The organism is Lutibacter maritimus, assembly GCF_900116115.1.
In the GTDB taxonomy this organism is placed as follows: Bacteria; Bacteroidota; Bacteroidia; order Flavobacteriales; family Flavobacteriaceae; genus Lutibacter; species Lutibacter maritimus.
On record NZ_FOZP01000004.1, the window covers coordinates 184,341 to 209,722 of the forward strand.

Genomic DNA, 25,382 nt, shown 5'->3' on the forward strand with positions numbered 1-25,382 from the left:
TTTTCTAAGCTTTCAATAATTCAGTTATTATTTCAAAATCATCAAAATGTGTGCGTACTCCTTTTATTTCCTGATACGTTTCATGACCTTTTCCAGCAATTAAAATGATATCGCCTTTTTTAGCCAATTTTGTAGCTGTTTTTATAGCTTGCTCTCTATTTAAAACTGAAATTGTTTTTTTATAATGATGCGCTTCAACACCTTGTTCAACTTCATTTAAAATTACTTGCGGATCTTCGCTTCTTGGATTATCTGAAGTAAAAATAACCTGCGAACTTAATTGAGAGGCTATGCGTCCCATAACAGGACGCTTAGCTTTATCTCTATCTCCACCACAACCCACAACGGTTATCACTTGTTCATTTCCTGTTCTAATGTCATTAATTGTTTCAAGCACATTTTTTAACGCATCTGGCGTATGTGCATAATCAATTATTGCTGTAATTCCTTCTTTTGAAGTAAAATGTTGAAATCTCCCACTCACACTTTCCAACTCACTTATTGCTGTTAAGGCTTCTGTAGTATTTAAGCCTAATAAATCTGCAGTTCCATACACTGCACATACATTATATGCATTAAAACTACCTGTTAATTTTACCCAAACCTCATTACTATTTATATTTAAAAACAATCCAGAAAACTGATTTTCTAAAATTTTAGTTTTGTAATCAGCCATTGTTTTTAAAGCATATGTGTATTTTTTTGCTTTTGTATTTTGAAGCATCACTTCACCATTTTTATCATCAATATTTACCAAAGCAAATGCTGTTTTTGGCAACATATCAAAAAATGATTTTTTTACATCTCTATATTCCTTAAAGGTTTTATGATAATCTAAATGATCGTGCGTAAGGTTTGTGAAAACTCCGCCTGTAAACGTTAATCCTTCTGTTCTTTTTTGATGAATTCCATGAGAACTCACTTCCATAAAACAATAATCGCAACCAGCTTCAACCATTTCATTTAAATACTTATTTATAAGTAATGAATTTGGTGTTGTATGCGTTGCTTCATATTGAATTGTATCAACTAAAATTTTTACAGTTGATAGTAATCCAGCGCTAAATCCTGCTTTTTGAAATAATGTATACAATAAAGAAGCAATGGTTGTTTTACCATTTGTACCTGTAACTCCAACTAATTTTAATTTTGATGAAGGATTATCATAAAAATTTGAAGCTATTATAGCTAATGCAGTATCTGAATTTTCTACTTGAACATAAGTAATATCTTCGTTTAAGTTTTCAGGAAGTGTTTGGCATACAATTACAGTTGCTCCTTGTTCAATTGCTTTTTCAATAAACAAATGCCCATCAAAAACTAATCCTTTTTGAGCAACAAATAAACTATTTGGTTTTACTTGTCTAGAATCAAATGCCACAGCATTAATCTGCAAATTTGTAGTTCCATTTACTGAAATTACACCAACTTTATATAATATGTCTTTTACTAATTTCAACTAAGCTAATTTTATTTTTATTGTTTTGCCTTTTTCTAATTTTTCGCCTTCCGCTAAAGATTGTTCAATAACTTTTCCTTTTCCTTCTAATTGCACTTTTAATCCCAAATTTTCAAGTAAAGAAATGGCGTCCATAGCCGCCATTCCTTTTACATTCGGGATTGAATTAAATTCCTTGTTTGAATTTGCATAATACGTGTCAAAATTATTTTGAACACCTTTAAAATTTGGTGTTTTATCTTCAACTTTATTAATTATATGATTAGAAGTATATATTTTTTGTGCAATATCTTTAAAAACCGGACCCGCAACATCTGCTCCATAAAAACCAGTTTGAACTTTTGGTTTATGAATAACCACTATACAACTATACAACGGATTTTCAGCCGGAAAATAACCCGTAAAAGATGAAATATATAGTTTGTTTTCAGCCCAATCAGACTTCCAATATTCTGTTCGCGCTGTTCCTGTTTTTCCCGCCATAGAAAAGTCTTCTGAATACATTTTTTGTCCAGTTCCTCTTTTCACCACATTTTTTAAAACCTCTTGAACTTTTTTAATTGTTTCAGGAGAACAAATAGCTGGGTTTATAACTGTTTTATTAAACGATTCTACATGCTTATCCCAAGTTCTTATTTCCTTTACAAACATTGGCTTCACCATTTCACCATTATTTGCAATAGCATTGTAAAATGTAAGCGTTTGCATAGGTGTTAATTGCAAATTATACCCATAAGACATTGAAGGTAATGCGTTTTTACTCCACTTTTTTTCGCCTGGTGCAGGAATTTCAGGAATTCCCTCACCTTTTATTGGCAAACCAAGTGGTTTATGTAAATTCATTCCTTTAATTATGTCGATAAATTTTTGTGGATCCGTTCCAAAATTTTCTTCAATAAGTCTAGCCAATCCAATATTAGAAGAAACCTCTATTGCTCTTGCCGCAGAAATTTTCCCAAAACCACCTCTGTGAGAATCGTTAATAAAACGCCCATACATTTTATACCTTCCATCACCTGTATCAACAACTGTACTTGTATCAATTACACCAGACTCCAAAGCAGCCACAAAAGCCATTACTTTAAATGCCGAACCTGGCTCATGAGATTCTCCAACTGCATAATTTAAACGTTCGTAATATTTACCGTTTGAACTTCTACCTAAATTTGAAATAGCTTTTATTTCACCAGTTTTAGTTTCCATAACAACCACACAACCGTGATCAGCTTCATAAAATTCTAACTGACGTAATAACGAATGATGCGCAATGTCTTGAATATTTACATTTATTGTTGTAACAATATCATTCCCATTCACTGGCTCCACTTCATTATTATCATTAATTGGCTTCCATTGACCTTTTGCTATTTTTTGTTTTAATCTATATCCATTTTTACCAACTAAATAAGACCTATAGGCACCTTCAATTCCAGGAGCTCCTCTATAATCATCATAACCAATAGTTCTTTCAGCGACTCTTCCTAATGGATGTGCTCTAACGGTTGTTTGCTCGGCAATAAAACCTCCTTTATACATTCCTAAATTGAATATTGGAAAACTTTTTACCAACATATAATCATTGTACCCAAGTCCTTTAGCAATAAATAAATATCTATTTTTAGTATTTCTGGCTTTTCTAATTTTCACCTCCCAATTTGATGCTGATTTTCCGAATTTTTTGGCCAATTTTTCAGATAGCGCTCTAATGTTTTTTTCAAAAACTTCTTCTTCAACAGTAAAAGCATCCATTCTAATTTCATAACGAGACATTGATGTTGCTAATAAACTTCCATCATCAGAAAAAACACTTCCTTTATTTGCAAAAATAGTATCATTTCTAAGCGTTAGCTGTTGTGAAAGCTCTATATATTTTTCACCATCAGTAAATTGAATATCTGTTAACCTTACTACAATAGCAATTAAAAACAACGTAATTATAATAAATACGATGTAAAGTTTATTTAATATGCCCTTTTTAGTAACTGCCAATTATTTTATTTTTTTAGATATTACTTTTATTACCTGTGGCGGGTTTTCACTTGGTTGCAACCCAAGTTCAACCACCTTGTTTCTTATCGTAGATTCTAACTTCATTCCCATAAAAATTGTTCTAGTATCCACAAATTCAGCTCTTTTTTCGTTTATTTCTTTATTTAACCGTGCAATTTCCATCACTTTTTTATCAGCACTATGTGAACTCGCAATTATCAACAACATTAAACCAACTACAAATAATAGAAAACGCCAGTTTTTAAAGGAATCATCACTTACTAAAAATTTTCCTTTTAATACATTGTATATTTTATCTTTAACAGCTCCCATTTATTTTAAGGTTGCAATTCTTAATTTTGCACTTCTTGCTCTATTATTTAATTTCAACTCTTCAAATGATGGAATTATCATTTTACCAACAGTTTTTAGCGGAACACTGATGTTTCCAAAAAAATCTTTTTCTGGTTCACCTTCAAATAAACCCGTTTTCATAAAACGTTTTACCAACCTATCTTCTAATGAGTGGTAAGAAATTACGCTTAACCTACCTTTTTCATTTAGCAACTCTGGAATTTGAAGTAAAAATTCTTTCAACACTTCTATTTCTTGATTTACTTCAATTCTAATTCCTTGAAATATTTGTGCTAAAATTTTATGTTCAACCGCTTTTGGCACAAACTCCGAAAGCACTTCTTTTAATTCAAAACTTGTTTTTATTTTCTTTTCTGCTCTAGCTGCAACAATTTTTTTTGCAATTGCTTTTGCATTTCTTAGCTCACTATATTGAAATAATATATTTGCCAATTTTTCTTCATCATACAAATTCACTACCTCATATGCTGATAATTCTCCTGTTTGATTCATTCTCATATCTAAATCCGCATCAAAACGTGTTGAAAAACCTCTTTCAGCTTCATCAAACTGATGTGATGAAACACCTAAATCAGCTAAGATTCCATCAACTTTTTTAACATTATAAAAGCGTAAATACCTTTTTATATGTCTAAAATTTTGTGGAATTAATATAAATCTTGAATCATCAATACGGTTTTTCTGAGCATCCTCATCTTGATCAAAACCAAAAAGTTTTCCTTTTTCACCCAAACGATTTAAAATTTCTTTTGAATGACCTCCTCCTCCAAAAGTCACATCAACATACATTCCATCAGGTTTAATTGCTAAACCATCAACACTTTCTTTTAATAATACAGGATTATGATATTCCATCTTGATCTCCAGTTACGTTACCCATTACTTCTTCAGCCAAACTTCCAAATTCATCCGTCGAATCATCTATCGCCTTTTCATATTTGTCTTTATCCCAAATTTCAATAATGTTCACTGCTGAAGAAAAAACTACATTTTTATCAATTTCGGCAAACATTTGTAAATCTTTTGGAATTAAAAGCCTTCCTGAAGCATCCAATTCAACTATTTTTACACCTGCAGTAAATCGCCTAATAAAGTCGTTATTCTTTTTCACAAACCTATTTAACTTGTTCACTTGTGCCATTAAAACATTCCATTCAGACATTGGATATAATTCCAGACATGGTTGAAAAACAGAGCGTTTCAACACAAACCCATCTTGTAACATAGGCAGCAATTGCTTCTTTAATGCAGCAGAAAGTACTATCCTTCCTTTAGCATCAGCTTTAGCTTCATATGTTCCAATTAAATTAATCATAGATATTGTGATATGAATTCAAAAATATAAATTTTTTCCCACATTTTACCACTTTATCCCACTTTGTTGATAACTTTTACCACTTCAACCCATTTAACACATATAAAATTGAAATTCAAACCATTAAATAATTAATTGTTGGTATATATAAAAAAGTCGTATTTTCGAAAAAATAGTTACCTTTGCAATTAGCTTAAAAACATGATTAATGAGCCATAATCTTATACAAGAAGGAAAATTTAGTTACATTGAAGCCGGTGAAGGGCAACCAATAATTGTGCTTCATGGTCTTATGGGAGCCTTAAGTAATTTTGAAGGTGTATTTAACTATTTTTCACAAAATGGTTACAAAGTTTTAATTCCAGAACTACCAATATATTCACTGCCTATTTTAAAAACAAATGTGAAAAATCTTTCAAAATTTTTGAAAGATTTTATGAAACATAAAAATATTGATAAAGCTATTTTGGTAGGCAACTCGTTGGGTGGACATATTGCTTTATATTTTGCAAAATTAAACTTAAACAATGTTAGCGCATTAGTACTTGCTGGAAGCTCTGGACTGTATGAAAAATCTTTAGGAGATACCTACCCTAAAAGGGGTGATTACGATTATATAAAACGTAAAACTGAAGAAGTATTTTTTGATCCGAAAGTTGCTACAAAAGAAGCTGTTGATGAAATTTACGCTTCTGTTAATGACAGAACAAAGGTAATTAGAACATTAGCCATTGCTAAAAGTGCTATTCGCCATAACATGGCGAAGGATTTACCAAAATTAAACACACCTACTTGCGTAATTTGGGGAAGAAATGATAATGTTACACCTCCAGAAGTTGCTGTTGATTTTCAAAAATTATTACCTGATGCAGATTTATTTTGGGTTGATGAATGTGGTCACGCACCAATGATGGAACATCCAGATAAATTCAACGAAATTCTACATAACTGGCTTAAAGTCCGTAAATTATAAAATAATGATTATTAAAACTGCTGATTTTGTAATTAGCAACACCAATGTATCACGATGCCCAAAAGAGCAACTTCCAGAATATGCTTTTATTGGTCGTTCTAATGTTGGAAAATCATCACTTATAAACATGTTAACAGGTCATAGTAAATTGGCCAAAACTTCTGGAAAACCAGGAAAAACACAGTTAATTAATCACTTTAAAATTAATAATAATTGGTTTTTAGTTGATTTACCTGGATATGGCTACGCCAAAGTATCTAAATCTTTACGTCAAGGTTTTCAAGAATTTATAAAAGATTACTTTTTACAACGCGAACAGTTAATTTGCACATTTGTTTTAGTAGATTCTAGATTAGAACCTCAAAAAATTGATTTAGAATTTATGGAGTTTTTAGGTGAAAATGGCATTCCGTTTTGTATTGTTTTTACAAAATCCGACAAACTAAAGCTCTCTCAATTAAATAGGAATGTGCAGATTTATAGTAAAACTATGACAAGTACAATTTGGGAAAGTATGCCTCCACATTTTACCACTTCAGCAACAGACTCTTCTGGAAAAGATGAATTGCTGACTTTTATTGATGATTTAAATCAAAAAGTGTTAGAAAATTCTTAATAATGGCTTCAACCAAAAGCACTTTAAATATTTTATTTGAAGACAATCATTTAATAATTGTTAATAAACAATCTGGTGATATTGTTCAAGGCGATAAAACTGGCGATACACCTTTAAGTGAAGTAATTAAAGAATATATTAAAGATACTTATAACAAACCTGGTAATGTTTTTTTAGGTGTTGTACATAGGTTAGATAGACCAACTACTGGAGTTGTGGTTTTTGCAAAAACATCCAAAGCTTTAGAGCGTTTTAATAAAATGTTGCGCAATAAAGAAGTAAATAAAACCTATTGGGCTATTGTTAAAAACTTACCAAATAAATTGGAAGATACATTAATTGGTTTTCTGAAAAAAAATCCAAAAAATAATAAATCAACCTCTTATTCTTCTGAAATTGAAGGGAGTAAAAAAGCAACCCTACATTATAAAGTTATCAAATCTTTAGATAATTATCACTTGCTAGAAGTTGATTTAGAAACTGGTCGTCATCATCAAATTAGATGTCAACTTTCATCTATTGGTTGCCCAATTAAAGGCGATTTAAAGTACGGTTTTGATAGAAGCAATAAAGATGCAAGTATTCATTTACATGCACGTAAAATTGAATTCATTCATCCAGTTACTAAAGAAAATATTTCATTAATAGCTCCAACACCAAAGGACCCTATTTGGAATGCTTGTAGTTAGTAAATACTAAACATAAATAATGTTCGTTATTTAGAAATACTAATTAATTTTATCAAATGTCAAAAAAACTTATTCTTAGCGCGTTTTTGCTATGCGTTATTTCTTTAACAAATGCACAAAATTGGCTTACAGATATTGCCTCAGCAAAAGAGTTAGCCTCAAAAGAAAACAAACATATTATTCTAGTTTTTCAAGGTTCAGACTGGTGTGCGCCTTGTATAAAACTAGATAGAGAAATTTGGAGTACACCAGAATTTATAAAATATTCAAAAGAACATTTTATTATGGTAAAAGCAGATTTTCCAAGAAAAAGTAAAAATAAATTATCCGAAAATCAGCAAAAGCAAAACAATCAACTTATGGAAAATTACAATACCCAAGGTTATTTCCCGTTTGTTGCAGTACTGGATAAAAATGGAAAAATGTTAGGCAGCACAGGCTATAAAAAAACAAGTCCAACTGAATATATTAAAATACTTACATCATTTAAATAATGAAAAAACACCTTTTTTTAATTGTAATTCTACTGTATTCAACACAATTATTTAGTCAACAAATACATAGAAAAACATTAAAATTAATGGGAAGCCGATTTGATATTTCGGTGGTAGCAAATGATACATTAAAAGCTTCTTATTACATTAACTTAGCTGTTGAAGAAATTAGCCGAATTGAAAAATTAATTTCATCATGGGACCCAAATTCACAAACATCAGAAATAATTAGAAATGCTGGAATACAACCTGTAAAAGTTGATAAAGAATTGTTTGATTTAATAGAACGCTCTATAGCAATTTCAAAATTAACTGATGGTGCTTTTGACATTAGCTATGCTTCTATGGATAAAATTTGGAAGTTTGATGGCAGTATGAAAACAATGCCTTCTGAAAAAGAAATTAAGGAATCTGTAGCTAAAGTAGGCTATAACAATATTATTCTGGATAAAGAAAACCAAACTGTTTTTCTAAAATTAAAAGGAATGAAAATTGGGTTTGGAGCCATTGGAAAAGGATATGCTGCCGACAAAGCTAAAACGTTGTTAATTTCTGAAGGAGTTGTTGCCGGAATTATAAATGCCTCTGGCGATATGAATACTTGGGGAAAACAACCCAATGGAGATGATTGGAAAGTTGCCATTACAAATCCACTAAATAAAAATAATGCTTTTGCATTGTTACCAATTTCTAATAGCGCAGTGGTAACTTCTGGTGATTATGAAAAATATGTGAATTTTAATGGGAAACGCTATTCTCATATTATTGATCCAAGAACCGGATATCCGGCAAGTGATATTATTAGCGTTTCGGTTTTTGCACCAAAAGCAGAATTAGCCGATGCATTAGCAACATCCATTTTTGTAATGGGGACTGAAATTGGATTAAATAGAATTAATCAATTAAAAAATATTGAATGCATAATCATCGATTCAAAAGGTGGAATTCACACGTCTAACAATATAAATATTAACAAAATATGATTAAAAAAACTCTTTTAGCGCTCGTAATTTTATTTTCATTTAGCTCGTGCGTTGTTGTCAAAGAATATGAAAAAGTATATTTAAATGATCCTGATATGCTCTTGGCAGATAAAAAAATAAACAAATTTGAAACGAGTTTTCAGGTTTATAGAGAAGCTGCTTCTGGAGCAAATGGCGGAAAATCAGGTGGAGGTTGTGGATGTAATTAATGTAATCATGAAAAAATATATAGGTCTATTTATTTTATTTATTTCATTTTTTGCCTTTTCACAAAATGAAAATAATACGTATAAAAAAAGAGTTTTAGAAAATACTGAGGTTGATTTAATTTCTAGTTTTTATGGACAAGATGGAGATAACGCTGCTGTAACTGGAGGAATTGGAACTGAAAAATTAACCGATGTTGCAACTACAATTACGGTATCAATACCTTTAAATGATAATGATATTTTTACGATTGACGCAACTATATCCGCCTATAGTTCGGCATCTTCTAGCAATCTAAATCCATTTGATGCTTCGGGAGCTTCACGTGGTGGAGATGATGATGATGATGAACACGATGACAGAAGCGCTAAACCTACAGCTATTGGTCCAGCAACAGGAAGTCCTTGGGTTGAATCTTCAGGAGCTTCCAAAAGCGATGTTTGGGTAAATGGTGATATTGGTTATAGCCATGCTTCAGAAAATAGAAATTCAATAATTGGAGCAAACCTATCTTTTGCTAAAGAATTTGATTATACTTCTATTGGTGTTGGCGGAAATTTTACCAAACTTTTTAACGAAAAAAATACAGAAATTGGTTTAAAAGCCAATATTTATATGGATAGCTGGCAACCTGTTTATCCAACTGAAATTAAATCGTATAAAGAAGTTAATAAAAATTTAAATGATGGTTTTTTTGAAGGAGTTGATATTTTGGACCAAAATGGTGCAATCATAAATAAAACAGGCAGTACCGTTTGGAGTCCGTTTAACACAACATTAGTTGAAAATAAATCTAGAAATACTTATTCTGCTTCCATCAGTTTCTCGCAAATATTGAGTAAAAAAGCGCAAATCTCTATATTTTTAGATGTTGTGCAACAAAATGGTTGGTTAGCAAACCCAATGCAACGCGTTTATTTTGGAGACAGAGCTAACTATTATATTGGAAATGCTTCAAGTATTGCGAATTATACATCGCCAAAAAATACCGACGTGTTTCAATTGGCGGATGATATTGAGCGTTTGCCTGATACAAGATTTAAACTTCCTATTGGAGCGCGTTTTAATTACTATTTAAATGAAGTTGTTTCGCTAAGAACGTATTATAGATATTATTACGATGATTGGGGAATTACATCACATACAGCAAATATAGAGCTACCAATTAAAATTAGTGATACGTATACATTATACCCAACATATAGATATTATACACAAACAGCTGCCGATTATTTTGCTCCGTATGAAGAATTACTTTCAACCAGTGAATTTTATACTTCCGATTATGATTTATCAGAATTCAACGCCAATCAATTTGGTTTTGGAGTTTCTTATACCGATATATTTACAACCAGAAGAATCTGGAAACTTGGTTTAAAAAGTATTGATTTAAAATATAGCAATTACAAAAGAAATACTGGCTTAACTGCCGGGATTATATCTGCTGGATTTAAGTTTGTAATGGATTAAAATCTCTTTTGAAGAAATAAAAAAGAGGCTGTTTTAAATGCTAACTGTGCGTCAACCTGAACTTGTTTCAGGTTCTCTAAATATTTGTATTTACAGAATGAGATTCTGAAATAAATTCAGAATGACAAATAAAATATTTTAAAACAGCCTCTTTGTATTTTATGCTTTATTTTTCTTGGCTACAATTTCATCTAAACATAAATTCCCCACACTTCCTTTGTGCGTATGATTCACTTCTTTATTTGGATTAAAAGTACCATTATTAATATCTTTTCCTACTTGTTTATAAGCATCTCTAAACGGTGTTCCATTTTGAACAAGTTTATTAACTTCCTCAACACTAAATAAATACAAATATTTTTCTTCTTCAACAATATCGGTTCTAACTCTAATATTTTTTAATGAATAGGTTAGCATTTCTAAACAAGCCTTTAACGTTGAAAATGATGGAATTAATCCTTCTTTCAACAATTGTAAATCTCTATGATATCCACTTGGTAAATTATTTGTTATCAAAGTAAACTCGTATGGTAACGCTTGTAATTTGTTGCATTTTCCACGAATTAATTCAAAAACATCTGGATTTTTTTTATGAGGCATAATACTAGAACCTGTAGTTAATTCATCTGGAAATGAGATAAAATTAAAATTCTGACTCATATACAAACAAATATCCATACTCATTTTAGCCAGCGTACTTGCAACTGAGCTAATGGCAAATGATACTGATTTTTCTAATTTTCCACGCCCCATTTGAGCAGCTACCGAATTGAATTTTAACGTTTCAAAACCTAATAATTTGGTAGTTTCATCTCTATCAATTGGAAAAGAACTTCCATAACCAGCAGCCGAACCTAACGGATTTTGATTAGCAACTTTATACGCTGCTTTTAAAAAGTAAATGTCATCAATCAATGTTTCTGCATAAGCCGAAAACCACATACCGAATGAGGATGGCATTGCCACTTGTAAATGCGTATAACCTGGTAACAATACATTTTTATACTGATTGGCTAACGAAATTAATAAATCAAATAAATCATCAACCTCTGTATTAATTTCGGTTAAAGCATCTTTTAAATACAAATGTACATCTACTAAAACTTGGTCGTTTCTTGATCGAGCAGTATGAATTTTTTTACCAGTATCGCCTAACTTTTCAGTTAACAAATACTCTACTTTAGAATGCACATCTTCAAAAGAATCTTCAATAGTAAATTTTCCTGCTTCAATCAATTTTAAAATAGCTTTTAATTCTATTTCTAAAACCGAAATTTCTTCCACAGTTAACAATCCAATTTTATGCAACATTTTAGCGTGTGCCAAATTACCAATAACATCGTATTTTGCTAAAATTAAATCTAACTCTCTGTCGTTACCAACTGTAAATAAATCTATTTTTTTATCGGTTGAAAATCCTTTATCCCAAAGTTTCATAGTGTAAATGTTTAATTGTTGAACAGTTTAAAGGTTTAACCTTTTAAACTCATAAACTATTCAACATTTTTAAATAATTTCTTCTAATATTTTAATATACAAATCTATGCCTTCCTCAATTTCATGAAGATAAATAAATTCATCTGCTGTATGCGAACGTAAACTTTGTCCTGGTCCTAATTTTAACGATGGACAATTTAATACTGCCTGATCTGATAATGTTGGTGAACCATATGTTTCTCTTCCTAATTTAATTCCTGCCTGAACAATTGGATGCTCTTTTGGTATTGAAGACGAATTTAATCGTAATGATCTTGGACAAACTTCTGATTTTACGTTTGTTTGAATAATATCAAACACTTCTTGATTAGAATATGCATCTGTAACGCGCACATCAACTACATATTTACAATTAGAAGGAATAACATTGTGTTGATTTCCTGCTTCAATTTGTGTAACAGTCATTTTAACTTTCCCTAACGTTTCCGAAACTTTTGGAAACTCATAGGTTTGAAACCAATGAATATCTTCAATGGCATTGTAAATTGCATTATCACCTGTTCCGTGTGCGGCGTGACCTGCAGTTCCTTTCGCATCGCAATTTAACACCATTAATCCTTTTTCGGCAATAGCTAAATTCATTAAAGTTGGTTCGCCAACAATGGCAAAATCTATTTCAGGAATCACTTTTAACATTGAATTTAATCCATTTGGACCAGAATTTTCTTCTTCGGCTGATGCAACTATTACAAAATTGTATTTTAAATCTTCTCTATTATAAAAATATGTGAATGTTGCCAATAACGAAACTAAACATCCTCCAGCATCATTACTTCCTAAACCATATAATTTTCCATCCTCAACATCTGGACTTAATGGATTACGCGTATATCCTTTGTTTGGTTTTACTGTATCATGATGAGAATTTAATAAGATTGTTTTTTTTGAAGGATTAAAATGTTTGTTTTTTGCCCAAACATTGTGCTTATCACTTTCAAATTGAATATTATGATGCGAAAACCATTGCATTATCAATAAAGCTGTTTCGTTTTCTTCACCAGAAAAAGACTGCTTTGAAATTAAATTTTTTAATAACTCAATAGCTTCTTTAGTAAGTTGTTCTATCATTATTTTAAACTTAGTGTTGTATATAATTTATTGTTATTTTTTACTAATGAAGCATCTCCAATTTTTACTTTCCCTACTCCTTTTTCTAAGGCATTAAAGCAATTATGTATTTTTGGCAGCATTCCATCCGCTATAATTCCATTGTCAATTAACTCTTTATATGTTACTTGATTTATATGTGAAATTACTGAATTTTTATCTTCAATACTTTTTAAAACACCTTTTAATTCAAATACAAAATTTAATTCTGTATCGTATAATTTACTCATTCCAATAGCTACTTCTGAAACAATGGTGTCGGCATTTGTGTTTAACAGTTGCCCTTTTTTATCGTGTGTTATGGCACAAAAAATGGGTGTTACATTATTTTGAAGTAACACATTAATAAAATCAGTATTGATAGCATCAACATCACCTGCAAAACCATAATCTACATCATTTACAATGCGTTTATGTGCTAAAATACAATTGCCATCAGCTCCTGACAATCCCAAAGCATTGCAATTAAACTGTTGTAATTGGGCCACTATTTTTTTATTCAACAAACCAGCATACACCATTGTTACCACCTCAACAGTGGCTTCATCAGTAACTCTTCTCCCATTTATCATTTGAGGTACTAAACCCATTGCTGAGGAAACATCTGTAGCTTTTTTACCACCTCCGTGCACCAAAATTTTTGGACCTTCAACGGATGCAAAATCTTTTAAAAAGGAAGTCAAAGCAATTTCATCATTAATTACATTGCCTCCAATTTTTATAATTTTTAAAAGTTGTTTGTTCATTGTTTTAAATTTAAAAAACGTCATTCTGAACTTGTTTCAGAATCTCATCGGCCAAGTGCAAATTATAATATGAACCTGAAACAAGTTCAGGTTGACGAGATTTAGTTGTATTTAAATTATAAATTCTCTAATATTTTTTTCAACACAATTTGTGCTGAATATGTTCTATTATTTGCTTGTTGAATTACAATTGAATTTTCAGAATCAATTACTTCATCCGCAACAATAACATTTCTTCTAACAGGTAAACAGTGCATAAACTTCCCATTATTTGTCAACTTCATTTTCTCAGCAGTCACCATCCAATTAGTATCTTTATTCACAACTTTACCATACTCTTTAAAGTTACTCCAGTTCTTCACATACACAAAATCAGCATTTTCAAAAGCTTTATTTTGGTTATATTCTATTTTTGAATTTTTTGTAATTTCTGGATCTAACTCATAACCTTCGGGATGCGTAATTACAAAATCGGCATCTTGCAACTGCATCATTTCAACAAATGAATTTGCAACTGCATGTGGTAATGCTTTTGGATGCGGCGCCCAAGATAAGACCACTTTTGGTTTATGTGAAACCTTATATTCTTCCATGGTAATTGCATCGGCTAATGCTTGCATTGGATGCCCTGTAGCACTTTCCATATTTACAACTGGAATTCCAGCGTATTTTTTAAAACTTTCAATTACAATTTCTGCGCTGTCCTTGTCTTTATCAGTTAATGATGCAAATGCTCTGATTGCTACAATATCGCAATATTGCGCAATAACTTGTGCCGCTTCAATAACGTGTTCAGATTTATCCTGATCCATAATAATACCATCTTCAAACTCTAATTGCCAACCTTCACTTCCAAAATTCATAACAACAGTATTTAAACCTAAATTTTGAGCTGCTTTTTGTGTACTTAAACGCGTGCGTAAACTATTATTAAAAAACAATAAGCAAATGGTTTTTCCTTCACCAAGAAATTTATATTTTAATTCACTTTTTTTTAATTCAATAGCTTCTTTTACTGTTTCTTGCAAGCTATCTAACTCTTTTATGTTGGTATAATGTTGCATGTTATTTCACTGTTATTTTTGTAAATTTACTTTTATTATGCATAGCGTTTACAATAAAATTATCATTTAATCCATTCACAATCCACGTTTCAATTTTAGCATTTTGTGCTATTTCTGACGCTTCAATTTTTGTTGACATTCCGCCTGTTCCGTGTAAAGAAACAGATTGCTGAATCTGGTCTCTTAATAACTGAATATCAGAAGTTTCTCTAATGGTTTTTACAGTATCAGAATCAATAGATTCTTTGGTGTAAATTCCATTTGTATTGGTTGCAATAATTAACAAATCTACATTTAAAAGCGCTGCTGTTAATGCCGATAATTTATCGTTATCCCCAAATTTTATCTCATCGGTTGCTACTGTATCATTTTCATTTATAATTGGAATATAACTATTTTCAACCAATACATCAATGGTGTTTTTAATGTTAGTTCTAGATTCTTCTTTTTTAAAATCTGAATACGACAATAAACACTGAGAAGCGAGTAAACCCAACTCTCTAAAACTTTCTTGATAAATACGCATTAAATGTGGCTGACCAATAGAAGCTAATGCTTGTTTCACATTAATTTCCTTTCCATTACTTTCTAATTGCACAAATTGTTTTGCCACCGCAATTGCCCCAGAAGTTACAATTACAAACTCATAATCGTCTTTTAACTCTGCAATTTGGCACGCAATATCTTCAATTTTTCCACGAGAAATATGATTGGTTTCTTTTGTTAATACATTTGACCCAATTTTTAATAAAATTCTCTTTTTACCTAATTTGTCCATTTCCGTAAACGTACCATTTGTTAGTAACTAAATGCTGTAATCCCATTGGGCCTCTATGATGCAATTTATCGGTGCTTATGGCTAATTCTCCACCCAAACCAAACTGACCACCATCAGTAAAACGTGTGGATGCATTTTGATAGACCGCTGCAGCATCTACTGATTCCATAAAATATTGCGCAGTTTCCTTATTTTCGGTTAATATTACTGCTGAATGTCCGCCACCGTATGTATTTATTTTTAAAATAGCTTCGTCAATGTCTTTAACACTTCCCAACACAATTTTATAATCTAAAAATTCTTCAAACCAAATAGCTTCATTTTCAAACGCTGCAACATTTTCAAATTTTGAAAGTTCTTCATCGCCCAAAATTTCTACATTATGAGCTTTCAAATTATCTATTAATGTTTTTATAAAAGTTCTATTTTCAAGTAAAATACTATTTATCAACACCTTATCTAACGCATTACACGCAGATATTTTTGATGCTTTTGCATTTATAATAACTTTTAAAGCTAGATCTAAATTAGCTTCAGTACCAACATATACAAAATTATTTCCTCTACCACTTACAATTACAGGACATTTTGCATGTTGTTTTACAAAAGCAATTAATTTTTCACCGCCACGAGGCACAATTAAATCTATTTTTTGAGCAGGATGTTCTAAAAAGGCTTGCGTTTCAGCTCTGTTGTAATTTAAATATTCCACCCAATCGGTTGAAATGTTGTTTTCTAACAGTGCTTGATGCCATAATTCAACAATTTTTAAATTTGAATTCAACGACTCTTTTCCGCCTTTTAGCAAAATTTTATTACCAGATTTAAACGCAATTCCACCAGCTTCTACAGTTACATCTGGCCTAGATTCATAAATAATTAAAATAGTTCCAAATGGTGCTGTTTTATTCACCATTTTTAAGCCATTTTCGTGTGTAAAATTGTACAATTCTTTCCCAATCGGATCAACATCTGCAATTAATTGGTGTAAAGATAAAATCATTCCATCAATTTTTGCATCATCAACTTTTAATCGATCATACATCGCTATATCTACACCATTATAATTTTCAACATCCATTTTATTGGCATCTAATATTGCAACTCTTTCTGATGCAATTAATTCTGCCATTGTTGTTAAAACATTATTTCTTTGTGCTGAAGTTAATCCTTTCATGATGCCAATACCTCTTTCAAAGATTTTATAAATACATCTATTTCTTCTTTTGATATAGTTAACGGTGGTAAAATTCTTAACAAGTTTTTATTATTTGAGCCACCTGTAAAAATATGTTTATCAAAAATTAATTTTTTGCGTAATTCACCAACTTCAAAATCAAATTCAACTCCTAACATTAAACCTCTTCCTTTCACTTTTTTAATTTCAGGAATCTGCTTTATTTGCTTCATAAAATAGTTTGAAACCTCATTTACATTGGCAATTAATTTTTCTTCTTCAATAATATCTAATACTGAAATTGCAGCAGTACATGCTAAATGATTTCCACCAAAAGTTGTACCTAAACTACCATATTTAGCTTTAAAAACGTCTGAAATTAAAACACCACCTATTGGAAAACCGTTTGCCATTCCTTTGGCAGTTGTTATTATATCTGGCTGAATATCATGGTGTTGAAATGCGAAAAATTTTCCACTTCTTCCATAACCTGATTGTATTTCATCTACAATTAGCAATACACAATTTTTGTTACACACCTTTTGAACCTCTTGAAAAAATTCAGTGGTTCCTTCATCTAAACCTCCAACTCCTTGAATTCCTTCAATAATTACAGCAGCAACATCTCCTTTTCCTATTTCGTGAATGACTAATTCAATATCATTCAACGGTAAAAAAGTAACTTTTTGTTGTAAATTAATAGGCGCATTTATACTTTTATTATCAGTTACAGCCACAGCTGCCGATGTTCTTCCGTGAAACGAATTTGTAAAGGCCAGCATTCTACTTTTTCCAGTAATAAATGAAGCTAATTTTAGTGCATTTTCATTTGCTTCCGCTCCTGAATTACACAAAAACAAATTATAGTTTTCACAGCCAGAAAGTTTTCCTAATTTTTCGGCTAATTCAACTTGCAAAGGCATTTGAACCGAATTAGAATAAAACCCAATATGTTGTAACTGATTTGTTAAAGCTGCTACATATTTTGGATGCGTATGTCCCACAGATATTACGCCGTGACCACCATATAAATCTAAATATTTTGTATTATTTTCATCCCAAACATAACATCCTTCCGCTTTTACAGGAGTTACATTATACAATGGATAAACATCAAATAATTTCATAATAAAAATGTTAAATCTGATTAATTTTTTCGAAAGAAGTTACCAAACCTTTTATTAAAGAAGAACTTAATCCTTGGTGCTCCATTTCATTTAAACCTTCAATAGTACAGCCACTTGGCGTGGTAACTTTATCTATTTCTTCCTCTGGATGATTGCCTGTTTGAATTAACAAACTAGCAGCACCCAAGCAGGTTTGCATAGATAATTCTTGCGCTTCTTTAGCATCAAAACCTAACTGAATTGCACCTTGAGTAGTAGCTCTAATTAATCGCATCCAAAAAGCAATTCCACTAGCACAAATTACTGTTGCTGCTTGCATTAGCTTTTCTTCTATACACATAGTTTTTCCTAATGAATTAAAAATTGTTTTTGCACATTCAATATTTTCTTTACCGCTTTCATTTGCGCTTAAACACGTCATAGATTGTCCAACAGAAATAGCTGTATTTGGCATACTTCTTATAATTGGCACATTTGCACCTAAAATTTGTTCAATTTCCTCCGTTTTCCTACCTGTAACTACTGAAATAATCGTATGTTTTTTTGGATTTATCACCTCTTTTATTTCTTCTAAAACAGTATGTAATTGTTTTGGTTGCACTGCAATAATAACAATATCAGAATTGCGGACAGCCTTTTTATTGTCGGTTGAAATTTTAACATTGGGCAATTTTTCCCAAGAACTTAAAGATTCTGTATCTCGTTTAGTTAAATACAAATTTTTAAATTTAAAATTCTTTTGAGTTAGAATTCCAATAGCAATTGAATATCCTAAATTTCCTACTCCAATAATGGCTATTTTCATATTGTTTTTTTTTAAAATGAATTTGCTTTTAACTGCAACCCTTCTGTTTGATTTAACCTGAACATTAAATTCATATTCTGAATTGCTTGTCCTGACGCTCCTTTTAACAAATTATCTATTACCGAAGTAATTAGTAACGTATTTTTATATTTTTCTAAATGAATAAAACAATTATTTGTATTCACTACTTGCTTTAAATGAATTGGTTTTTTTGACACTTTTGTAAAAACGGCGTCTTTATAAAAATCTTCAAATAATTCATACGCATTTTCTAAACTTTTATCAAAACTTAAGTAAATAGATGCAAAAATCCCTCTACTAAAATTCCCTCTATTTGGAATAAAAAATAATTCTTCCGAAAAATTAACTTGCAACAAACCCAAACTCTCAGAAATTTCTCCTAAATGCTGATGGGTAAAAGCTTTATACACCGAAAAATTATTATCTCTCCAACTAAAATGTGTGGTTTCACTTGGTGAAACTCCAGCGCCTGTTGAACCTGTGGTGGCATTTATATGTACCGAGTTATTTAATAAATTCGCTTTTGCTAAAGGCAGTAAAGCCAACTGTATAGCTGTAGCAAAACAACCTGGATTGGCTACATAATTTGCCTTTTCAATTTTTTGCTGTTGTAATTCTGGCAAACCATACACATATTCGTTTCCCTGAAAAACAGCATCTTTCAGCAATCTAAAATCGTTGCTTAAATCAATAATTTTAGTGCCTTCAGAAAATTGATGTTGCTCTAAAAACTTTTTCGAATTTCCGTGCCCTAAACATAAAAATAACACATCTACATTGGTGTTTACAGTATCTGTAAATTTTAACTCTAAAGTGCCAAATAAATCTTGGTGCACATCATAAATAAAATTTCCTGCATTTGAAGTACTGAACACAAAATCTATTTCAACTTGTGAATGATGAATCAGTAAACGTATTAACTCTCCTGCTGTATACCCTGCTCCACCAATTATTCCCGCTTTAATCATAATTCTGAATTTACACTGTGAAATATTTTATTTGGAGTCCCTAAAATTTTAATAAATCCTTTTGCATCATCAGCACTCCACGCTTTATTTGTTTCTCCGTATTCTCCAAAAGTAGATTTCATTAAATCATGTGGAGATTCAATTCCGTTTAAACTAAAATGATACGGTTTTAAGGTTACTAAAACTTCACCGGTAACCGTTTTTTGAGAATCTTCTAAAAAGGCTTCAATATTACGCATTACTGGCTCAAAATATTGACCGTCATGAAATAACATTCCATACCAGCTTGCCAATTGTTCTTTCAAATTTTGTTGCCATTTAGATAATACATGTTTCTCTAATAAATGATGTGCTTTTATAGTTACTACAGCTGCTGCAGCTTCAAAACCAACTCTTCCTTTAATACCAACAATAGTATCACCAACGTGAATATCTCTTCCAATTGCATATTTAGATGCAATGGCTTCTAATTTTAAAATGGTATTTACAGATGAATCTATTTCATCGTTTATACCAATTAGTTGCCCTTTCTTAAAATGCAATTTAATATCGGTTGGTTCTGTTTTTTCTAACTGACTTGGATACGCACTTTCTGGCAAACCTTGGTGAGATGTTAATGTTTCTACACCCCCAACACTAGTTCCCCAAATTCCTTTATTAATAGAATATTTTGCTTTTGACCAAGGATAATCTACACCATGCTTTTTAAGATATTCGATTTCTTCCTGACGTGATAATCTTAAATCTCTAATTGGTGTAATTATCTCAATGTTTGGTGCTAATGTTTGAAAAATCATATCAAAACGCACCTGATCATTACCAGCACCTGTACTTCCGTGCGCAATATATTTTGCGTCTATTTTTTTTGCGTATTCTACAACTTCAATTGCTTGAAAAACACGCTCAGCACTAACTGATAAAGGATATGTATTATTCTTAAGCACGTTTCCATACACCATAAACCGAATGGCTTTTTGATAATATGTTTCTAAAATATTACAATTGGTATGAGATTTTACACCCATTTCGTAGGCTTTCACTTCTACTGCTTTTAATTCTTCCGCAGAAAAACCTCCAGTATTTACCAAAACACTGTGAACTTCAAGGTTTAATTCATTTTGCAAATATTTTACACAATACGAAGTATCTAAACCTCCACTGTATGCTACAACTACTTTTTCCATTTTATTTGTTTTTTTTCAGAAATAATGCTTGTTTAATTTTTTTCAATCGGCTTAACACTTTTGAATTATATTCGTGCTGTTTAATATTTTTTTCATGCTTTGGATCATACAACATCCCGGTACATAAACACATTTTTCTGTTGGTACGCATTAAAATATCGTAATTTTTGCATGTTTGACAACCATTCCAAAAAGCTTCATCTGAAGTTAATTCAGAAAATGTAACTGGCTGATAACCTAACTCATAGTTAATTTTCATAACAGCCAAACCTGTAGTAATACCAAATATTTTTGCTTCTGGATATTTTTCTTTTGAATGCTCTAAAATTTTCTGTTTTATTTTTTTTGCTAAACCTTGATTTCTAAAATCAGGATGCACAATCAACCCAGAGTTTACTACAAACTTTAAATTATCCCATAATTCTATGTAGCAAAAACCCGCAAATTGATCATCATGAATTGCAATTACGGCATTACCATTCACTATTTTTTTAGTAATATATTCTGGCGTTCGTTGTGCAATACCTGTACCTCTTACTTTTGCAGACTCTTCAATAGTGTCACAAATTAATTGAGCATATTTCACATGCGACTCGTTAGCTATTACAACCTTCATTGGCTTAATTTATTAAATTGAAAATTAAATGTATTATGAATTATTGATGTAACGGAAAAACCGTACTTTAAAAAACAATACGCCCCAAAAGGGCGCAAAAAATGATGAATAGTCTCAATAAAAAATATTGAAAAAATTAAAAATTTGATTTTAAATAGTATGTTATAAAAATGATACAAAATATTGGTGAAAATGAAAATTAATAAACTGTTTTTTTTGGATACGAAAAATTAACGCACAATGCGGCGCATCCTAAAAGTAGGCGGGGGAGTTAAAACAGTTGTATTTAATTTATATATTTTCATTGGTGCAATATTACATAAATTTGTAATACAAATTAATATTTGTTTAATAATTAACAAAATCACAATTTAAACTATTAAAAATTAACAAATCAGATTGTTAAAAACACTTTAATTACTAAATTAAGAATTGAAATAGCTCAGGTTTTTCATTTAAGTATTCTCCTAAAAACCCTTTTTCTTTCATTCTGGATACTAAAGGTTCAAAATCTTCTTTAGAATCTAATTCAATTCCAACTACTGCTGGACCTTTATCTCTATTATGCTTTTTGGTATATTCAAAATATGCAATATCATCATTTGGCCCCAATACATCTACTACAAATTCCTTTAAAGCACCTGCTCTTTGAGGAAATTTTATAATAAAATAATGTTTTAAGCCTTCATAAATCAGTGCCCTTTCTTTCATTTCTTCCATTCGGGTAATATCGTTATTACCACCACTTACCACACAAACAACAGTTTTTCCTTTTATTTGGTCTTTATGATTTTCAAGTGCTGCTATTGATAACGCTCCTGCAGGTTCTACCACCAACGCATTTTCATTATACACTTTTAAAATAGTAGAACAAATTAAACCTTCATCAATTAAATCAACATCAGACAGTAATTCTTTACAGAATTCAAACGTAATGTCGCCCATTCTTTTTACTGCCGCTCCATCAACAAATTTTTCAATTTCTGTTAAAGTTGTATTTACACCATTTTTTAATGATGCGGTTAAAGATGGCGCTCCTTTAGGCTCTACTCCTATAATTTTTGTTGAAGGACTTAAAGTTTTAAATACACTTCCAACTCCTGAGGCCAATCCACCACCACCAACTGGTAAAAATAAATAATCAATAGATTTTTCGGCATCACTTAAAATCTCTAAACCAACGGTTGCTTGACCTGCAATAACTTCAATATCGTCAAAAGGATGTACAAAAGTGCTTTTTTGTGTTTTACAAAATTCAACTGCCGCTTTTTGACTGTCATCAAAACTGTCTCCAAACAATTTGATTTCAATAAAATCTCTACCAAACATTTTTACCTGATCAATTTTTTGATGAGGTGTTGTAACTGGCATAAAAATAACGCCTTTTACCTGTAATATCTGACAAGCATATGCAACACCTTGTGCGTGGTTTCCAGCACTTGCACATACAATTCCATTTACTAATTGCGCTTCTGATAATCCCTGAATTTTATTATAAGCGCCTCTAATTTTATACGAACGAACTACTTGTAAATCTTCTCTTTTAAAATAAATATTTGCTTGATAGCGTTCAGAGAAATTTTTCATAAAAACCAAAGGAGTTGCCTGAACAACTCCTTTAATATTTTGTTGCGCTTTGTAAATTTTCTCTAAAGAAATGCTATTTTGAGAAGTTACATTCATTCACTTTTTAAAAGTTTTAATTTTATGATACAATTTTAGTCATAGCAGTCATAGATGCTCTTAAAAACTCACCAATTTCTTCTACTGGATGATTTCTGATTGCTGCGTTTACTTCAATTAATTCTTTGTTATCAACAGCGTTTGATCCATTGTTAAATGCACGACCAACTAAATTACTTGGTGCATTTTTCACATAATCTGCAATTAAAGGCTTACAAGCGTGATCAAACAAATAACATCCGTACTCCGCAGTATCTGAAATTACACTGTTCATTTCAAATAATTTTCTACGTGCAATTGTATTTGCAATTAACGGTGTTTCGTGTAATGATTCGTAATAAGCAGATTCATCTATAATTCCAGATTCAGTCATTGCTTCAAAAGCTAATTCAACACCTGCTTTTACCATTGCAACCATTAAAACGCCATTATCAAAATATTCTTGTTCTGAAATTTTCACATCAGCCGCCGGTGTTTTTTCAAAAGCTGTTTCACCTGTTGCAGCTCTCCAGGTTAGTAAATTAACATCATCATTTGCCCAATCTTCCATCATTGTTTTTGAAAAATGACCGCTCATAATGTCATCCATATGTTTTTGAAATAACGGACGCATAATATCTTTTAATTCTTCGGATGCATTAAACGCTGCAATTTTTGCTGGATTTGATAAACGATCCATCATATTTGTAATTCCACCGTGCTTTAACGCTTCAGTGATAGTTTCCCATCCATACTGAATTAATTTTGAAGCATAACCAGCATCTACACCTTCAGCAACCATTTTATCGAAACATAAAATAGAACCTGTTTGTAACAATCCACAAAGTATGGTTTGCTCACCCATTAAATCAGATTTTACTTCGGCAACAAATGAAGACTCTAAAACACCTGCTGTATGACCTCCTGTTGCAACTGCATATGCTTTTGCATAATCCCAACCTTTTCCTTCTGGATCATTTTCTGGGTGTACGGCAATTAGTGTAGGCACTCCAAACCCTCTTTTAAATTCTTCACGAACTTCAGACCCTGGTGATTTTGGTGCTACCATAATTACAGTAATATCTTTACGAATTTGCATACCTTCTTCAACAATATTAAAACCGTGAGAATAAGACAATGTTGCTCCTTTTTTCATTAAAGGCATTACTGCAGAAACTACTGCTGTATGCTGTTTGTCTGGAGTTAAATTAATTAACAAATCTGCAGTAGGAATCATTTCCTCATACGTACCAACTTTAAAATTGTTTTCTGAAGCATTTAAAAAAGATTTTCTTTTTTCTTCAATTGCAGCTGCTCTTAAAGTATAAGAAACATCTAAACCAGAATCTCTCATATTTAAACCTTGATTTAAACCTTGCGCACCACAACCAACAATTACAATTTTTTTTCCTTTTAAAGCTGCTACACCTTCGTTGAATTCTGATGAATCCATAAATCTACATCTTCCTAATTGATCTAATTTATCTCTTAATGAAAGCGTGTTAAAATAATTTGCCATTTTTTATTCTTTTTTCCTTTTAGTTAATTTCTGCTAATAATTCTGATATTGCCATTTTTGGTCGCGTAATTGCTATTCTACCTGATCTAACAAATTGCAATAATTTATAGGGTTTTAATTTTTCGTACATATTATCTATATCTTCTTTTAAACCAGAAGCTTCAATAACAAAATAGCGTTCTGTAATTGAAATAATATGTGCTCTTCTAAATTTTAATTTTTCTTGAATATTTTCATCGTATAAATATTCGGTTGAAATTTTAAATAAAGCTGTTTCATGATAAATAATTTCATCTTCAGTATGGTAAAAAGCTCCTATAACTTCAATCTGTTTCTCTAATTGCCCTACAACCTTTCTGGCTTGAACTTCAGAAATATTTACCACAAATGTAAAACGATGTACATGTTCTATTTCTGATTTAGATACCGTCATGCTTTCAATATTAATATGACGTTTTAAGAATATTGCCGAAAGGCGGTTTAATATTCCTACGTTGTTTTCAGTATATACTGAAAATGTAAAATTTTTAATTTCTTCCAT

26 protein-coding genes are annotated in these 25,382 nt (G+C 31.1%); 7 read left to right on the plus strand and 19 right to left on the minus strand.

Annotation, left to right across the window (positions count from 1 at the left end):
* Positions 1 to 4 precede the first annotated feature (4 nt).
* The 5 genes from BM335_RS08005 to BM335_RS08025 are packed head-to-tail and all read right to left on the minus strand — an operon-like array spanning position 5 to position 5,138.
* Complete coding sequence (locus BM335_RS08005) at positions 5 to 1,459, minus strand: UDP-N-acetylmuramoyl-L-alanyl-D-glutamate--2,6-diaminopimelate ligase (RefSeq protein WP_090225216.1); 1,455 nt, start codon at positions 1,457 to 1,459, stop codon at positions 5 to 7.
* On the minus strand, positions 1,460 to 3,448 hold the full coding sequence (locus BM335_RS08010) for a penicillin-binding protein (RefSeq protein ID WP_090225219.1): 1,989 nt from the start codon (positions 3,446 to 3,448) through the stop codon (positions 1,460 to 1,462).
* Positions 3,449 to 3,781 carry an FtsL-like putative cell division protein gene (locus tag BM335_RS08015; RefSeq protein ID WP_090225224.1) on the minus strand — a complete coding sequence of 111 codons (333 nt, stop codon included), beginning with the start codon at positions 3,779 to 3,781 and terminating at the stop codon, positions 3,449 to 3,451.
* Entirely contained in the window at positions 3,782 to 4,678 is an 897-nt protein-coding gene (gene rsmH / locus BM335_RS08020; RefSeq protein ID WP_090225226.1) for a 16S rRNA (cytosine(1402)-N(4))-methyltransferase RsmH, read from the minus strand.
* Complete coding sequence (locus tag BM335_RS08025; RefSeq protein WP_090225228.1) at positions 4,665 to 5,138, minus strand: division/cell wall cluster transcriptional repressor MraZ; 474 nt, start codon at positions 5,136 to 5,138, stop codon at positions 4,665 to 4,667. Before BM335_RS08025 ends, rsmH begins: the two co-directional genes overlap by 14 nt.
* Positions 5,139 to 5,346: 208 nt before the next feature.
* Between BM335_RS08025 and BM335_RS08030 the strand changes: the two genes are divergently transcribed.
* Genes BM335_RS08030 through BM335_RS08060 form a run of 7 tightly spaced genes read left to right on the plus strand, consistent with a single transcriptional unit; the run spans position 5,347 to position 10,570 of the window.
* Complete coding sequence (locus BM335_RS08030) at positions 5,347 to 6,111, plus strand: alpha/beta fold hydrolase (protein WP_090225229.1); 765 nt, start codon at positions 5,347 to 5,349, stop codon at positions 6,109 to 6,111.
* A 4-nt stretch (positions 6,112 to 6,115) separates the two neighbouring features.
* The gene (yihA, locus tag BM335_RS08035) at positions 6,116 to 6,727 is read left to right on the plus strand and encodes a ribosome biogenesis GTP-binding protein YihA/YsxC (protein ID WP_090225230.1); all 612 of its coding nucleotides are present in this window, start codon (positions 6,116 to 6,118) and stop codon (positions 6,725 to 6,727) included.
* A gap of 2 nt (positions 6,728 to 6,729) precedes the next feature.
* Positions 6,730 to 7,416 carry an RluA family pseudouridine synthase gene (locus BM335_RS08040; protein WP_090225231.1) on the plus strand — a complete coding sequence of 229 codons (687 nt, stop codon included), beginning with the start codon at positions 6,730 to 6,732 and terminating at the stop codon, positions 7,414 to 7,416.
* A 56-nt stretch (positions 7,417 to 7,472) separates the two neighbouring features.
* Entirely contained in the window at positions 7,473 to 7,910 is a 438-nt protein-coding gene (locus tag BM335_RS08045; protein ID WP_090225236.1) for a thioredoxin family protein, read from the plus strand.
* Positions 7,910 to 8,893, plus strand: a complete 984-nt coding sequence (locus BM335_RS08050; protein ID WP_090225238.1) for an FAD:protein FMN transferase — start codon at positions 7,910 to 7,912, stop codon at positions 8,891 to 8,893. Before BM335_RS08045 ends, BM335_RS08050 begins: the two co-directional genes overlap by 1 nt.
* Entirely contained in the window at positions 8,890 to 9,102 is a 213-nt protein-coding gene (locus BM335_RS08055) for a DUF4266 domain-containing protein (RefSeq protein WP_090225241.1), read from the plus strand. Before BM335_RS08050 ends, BM335_RS08055 begins: the two co-directional genes overlap by 4 nt.
* 7 nt (positions 9,103 to 9,109) lie before the next feature.
* Positions 9,110 to 10,570 carry a DUF3570 domain-containing protein gene (locus BM335_RS08060; protein WP_090225243.1) on the plus strand — a complete coding sequence of 487 codons (1,461 nt, stop codon included), beginning with the start codon at positions 9,110 to 9,112 and terminating at the stop codon, positions 10,568 to 10,570.
* A 159-nt stretch (positions 10,571 to 10,729) separates the two neighbouring features.
* Here the strand turns inward: BM335_RS08060 and argH are convergent, their stop codons facing one another.
* From argH to ilvN, 14 genes are all read right to left on the minus strand, one after another.
* On the minus strand, positions 10,730 to 12,007 hold the full coding sequence (gene argH, locus BM335_RS08065) for an argininosuccinate lyase (protein WP_090225245.1): 1,278 nt from the start codon (positions 12,005 to 12,007) through the stop codon (positions 10,730 to 10,732).
* Between the two features lie 69 nt (positions 12,008 to 12,076).
* Positions 12,077 to 13,135 (minus strand): M20 family metallo-hydrolase, encoded by a 1,059-nt coding sequence (locus tag BM335_RS08070; protein WP_090225247.1) that lies wholly within the window; start codon positions 13,133 to 13,135, stop codon positions 12,077 to 12,079.
* Entirely contained in the window at positions 13,135 to 13,920 is a 786-nt protein-coding gene (gene argB, locus BM335_RS08075) for an acetylglutamate kinase (RefSeq protein ID WP_090225598.1), read from the minus strand. Before argB ends, BM335_RS08070 begins: the two co-directional genes overlap by 1 nt.
* Before the next feature lie 116 nt (positions 13,921 to 14,036).
* Positions 14,037 to 14,984 carry an N-acetylornithine carbamoyltransferase gene (locus BM335_RS08080; protein ID WP_090225248.1) on the minus strand — a complete coding sequence of 316 codons (948 nt, stop codon included), beginning with the start codon at positions 14,982 to 14,984 and terminating at the stop codon, positions 14,037 to 14,039.
* Position 14,985: 1 nt separating this feature from the next.
* The gene (proB, locus tag BM335_RS08085; RefSeq protein ID WP_090225249.1) at positions 14,986 to 15,762 is read right to left on the minus strand and encodes a glutamate 5-kinase; all 777 of its coding nucleotides are present in this window, start codon (positions 15,760 to 15,762) and stop codon (positions 14,986 to 14,988) included.
* Positions 15,746 to 16,939: a glutamate-5-semialdehyde dehydrogenase gene (locus BM335_RS08090; protein ID WP_090225250.1), complete on the minus strand. Its 1,194-nt coding sequence runs from the start codon at positions 16,937 to 16,939 to the stop codon at positions 15,746 to 15,748. The genes proB and BM335_RS08090 overlap by 17 nt, the downstream gene beginning before the upstream one ends.
* Positions 16,936 to 18,066 carry an aspartate aminotransferase family protein gene (locus tag BM335_RS08095; protein ID WP_090225252.1) on the minus strand — a complete coding sequence of 377 codons (1,131 nt, stop codon included), beginning with the start codon at positions 18,064 to 18,066 and terminating at the stop codon, positions 16,936 to 16,938. Before BM335_RS08095 ends, BM335_RS08090 begins: the two co-directional genes overlap by 4 nt.
* A gap of 10 nt (positions 18,067 to 18,076) precedes the next feature.
* Complete coding sequence (gene proC / locus BM335_RS08100) at positions 18,077 to 18,871, minus strand: pyrroline-5-carboxylate reductase (protein ID WP_090225253.1); 795 nt, start codon at positions 18,869 to 18,871, stop codon at positions 18,077 to 18,079.
* 11 nt (positions 18,872 to 18,882) lie between these two features.
* Complete coding sequence (gene argC / locus BM335_RS08105) at positions 18,883 to 19,860, minus strand: N-acetyl-gamma-glutamyl-phosphate reductase (RefSeq protein ID WP_090225254.1); 978 nt, start codon at positions 19,858 to 19,860, stop codon at positions 18,883 to 18,885.
* Positions 19,857 to 21,044, minus strand: coding sequence for an argininosuccinate synthase (locus BM335_RS08110; protein WP_090225256.1), 1,188 nt, complete (start codon positions 21,042 to 21,044; stop codon positions 19,857 to 19,859). The genes argC and BM335_RS08110 overlap by 4 nt, the downstream gene beginning before the upstream one ends.
* Before the next feature lies 1 nt (position 21,045).
* On the minus strand, positions 21,046 to 21,660 hold the full coding sequence (locus tag BM335_RS08115; protein ID WP_090225258.1) for a GNAT family N-acetyltransferase: 615 nt from the start codon (positions 21,658 to 21,660) through the stop codon (positions 21,046 to 21,048).
* Positions 21,661 to 22,080: 420 nt separating this feature from the next.
* Positions 22,081 to 23,343, minus strand: a complete 1,263-nt coding sequence (gene ilvA / locus BM335_RS08120) for a threonine ammonia-lyase IlvA (RefSeq protein ID WP_090225261.1) — start codon at positions 23,341 to 23,343, stop codon at positions 22,081 to 22,083.
* Between the two features lie 22 nt (positions 23,344 to 23,365).
* Positions 23,366 to 24,841, minus strand: coding sequence for a ketol-acid reductoisomerase (gene ilvC / locus BM335_RS08125; protein WP_090225264.1), 1,476 nt, complete (start codon positions 24,839 to 24,841; stop codon positions 23,366 to 23,368).
* 19 nt (positions 24,842 to 24,860) lie between these two features.
* A complete protein-coding gene (gene ilvN, locus BM335_RS08130; RefSeq protein WP_090225266.1) occupies positions 24,861 to 25,382 on the minus strand; it encodes an acetolactate synthase small subunit in 522 nt (173 codons plus the stop codon).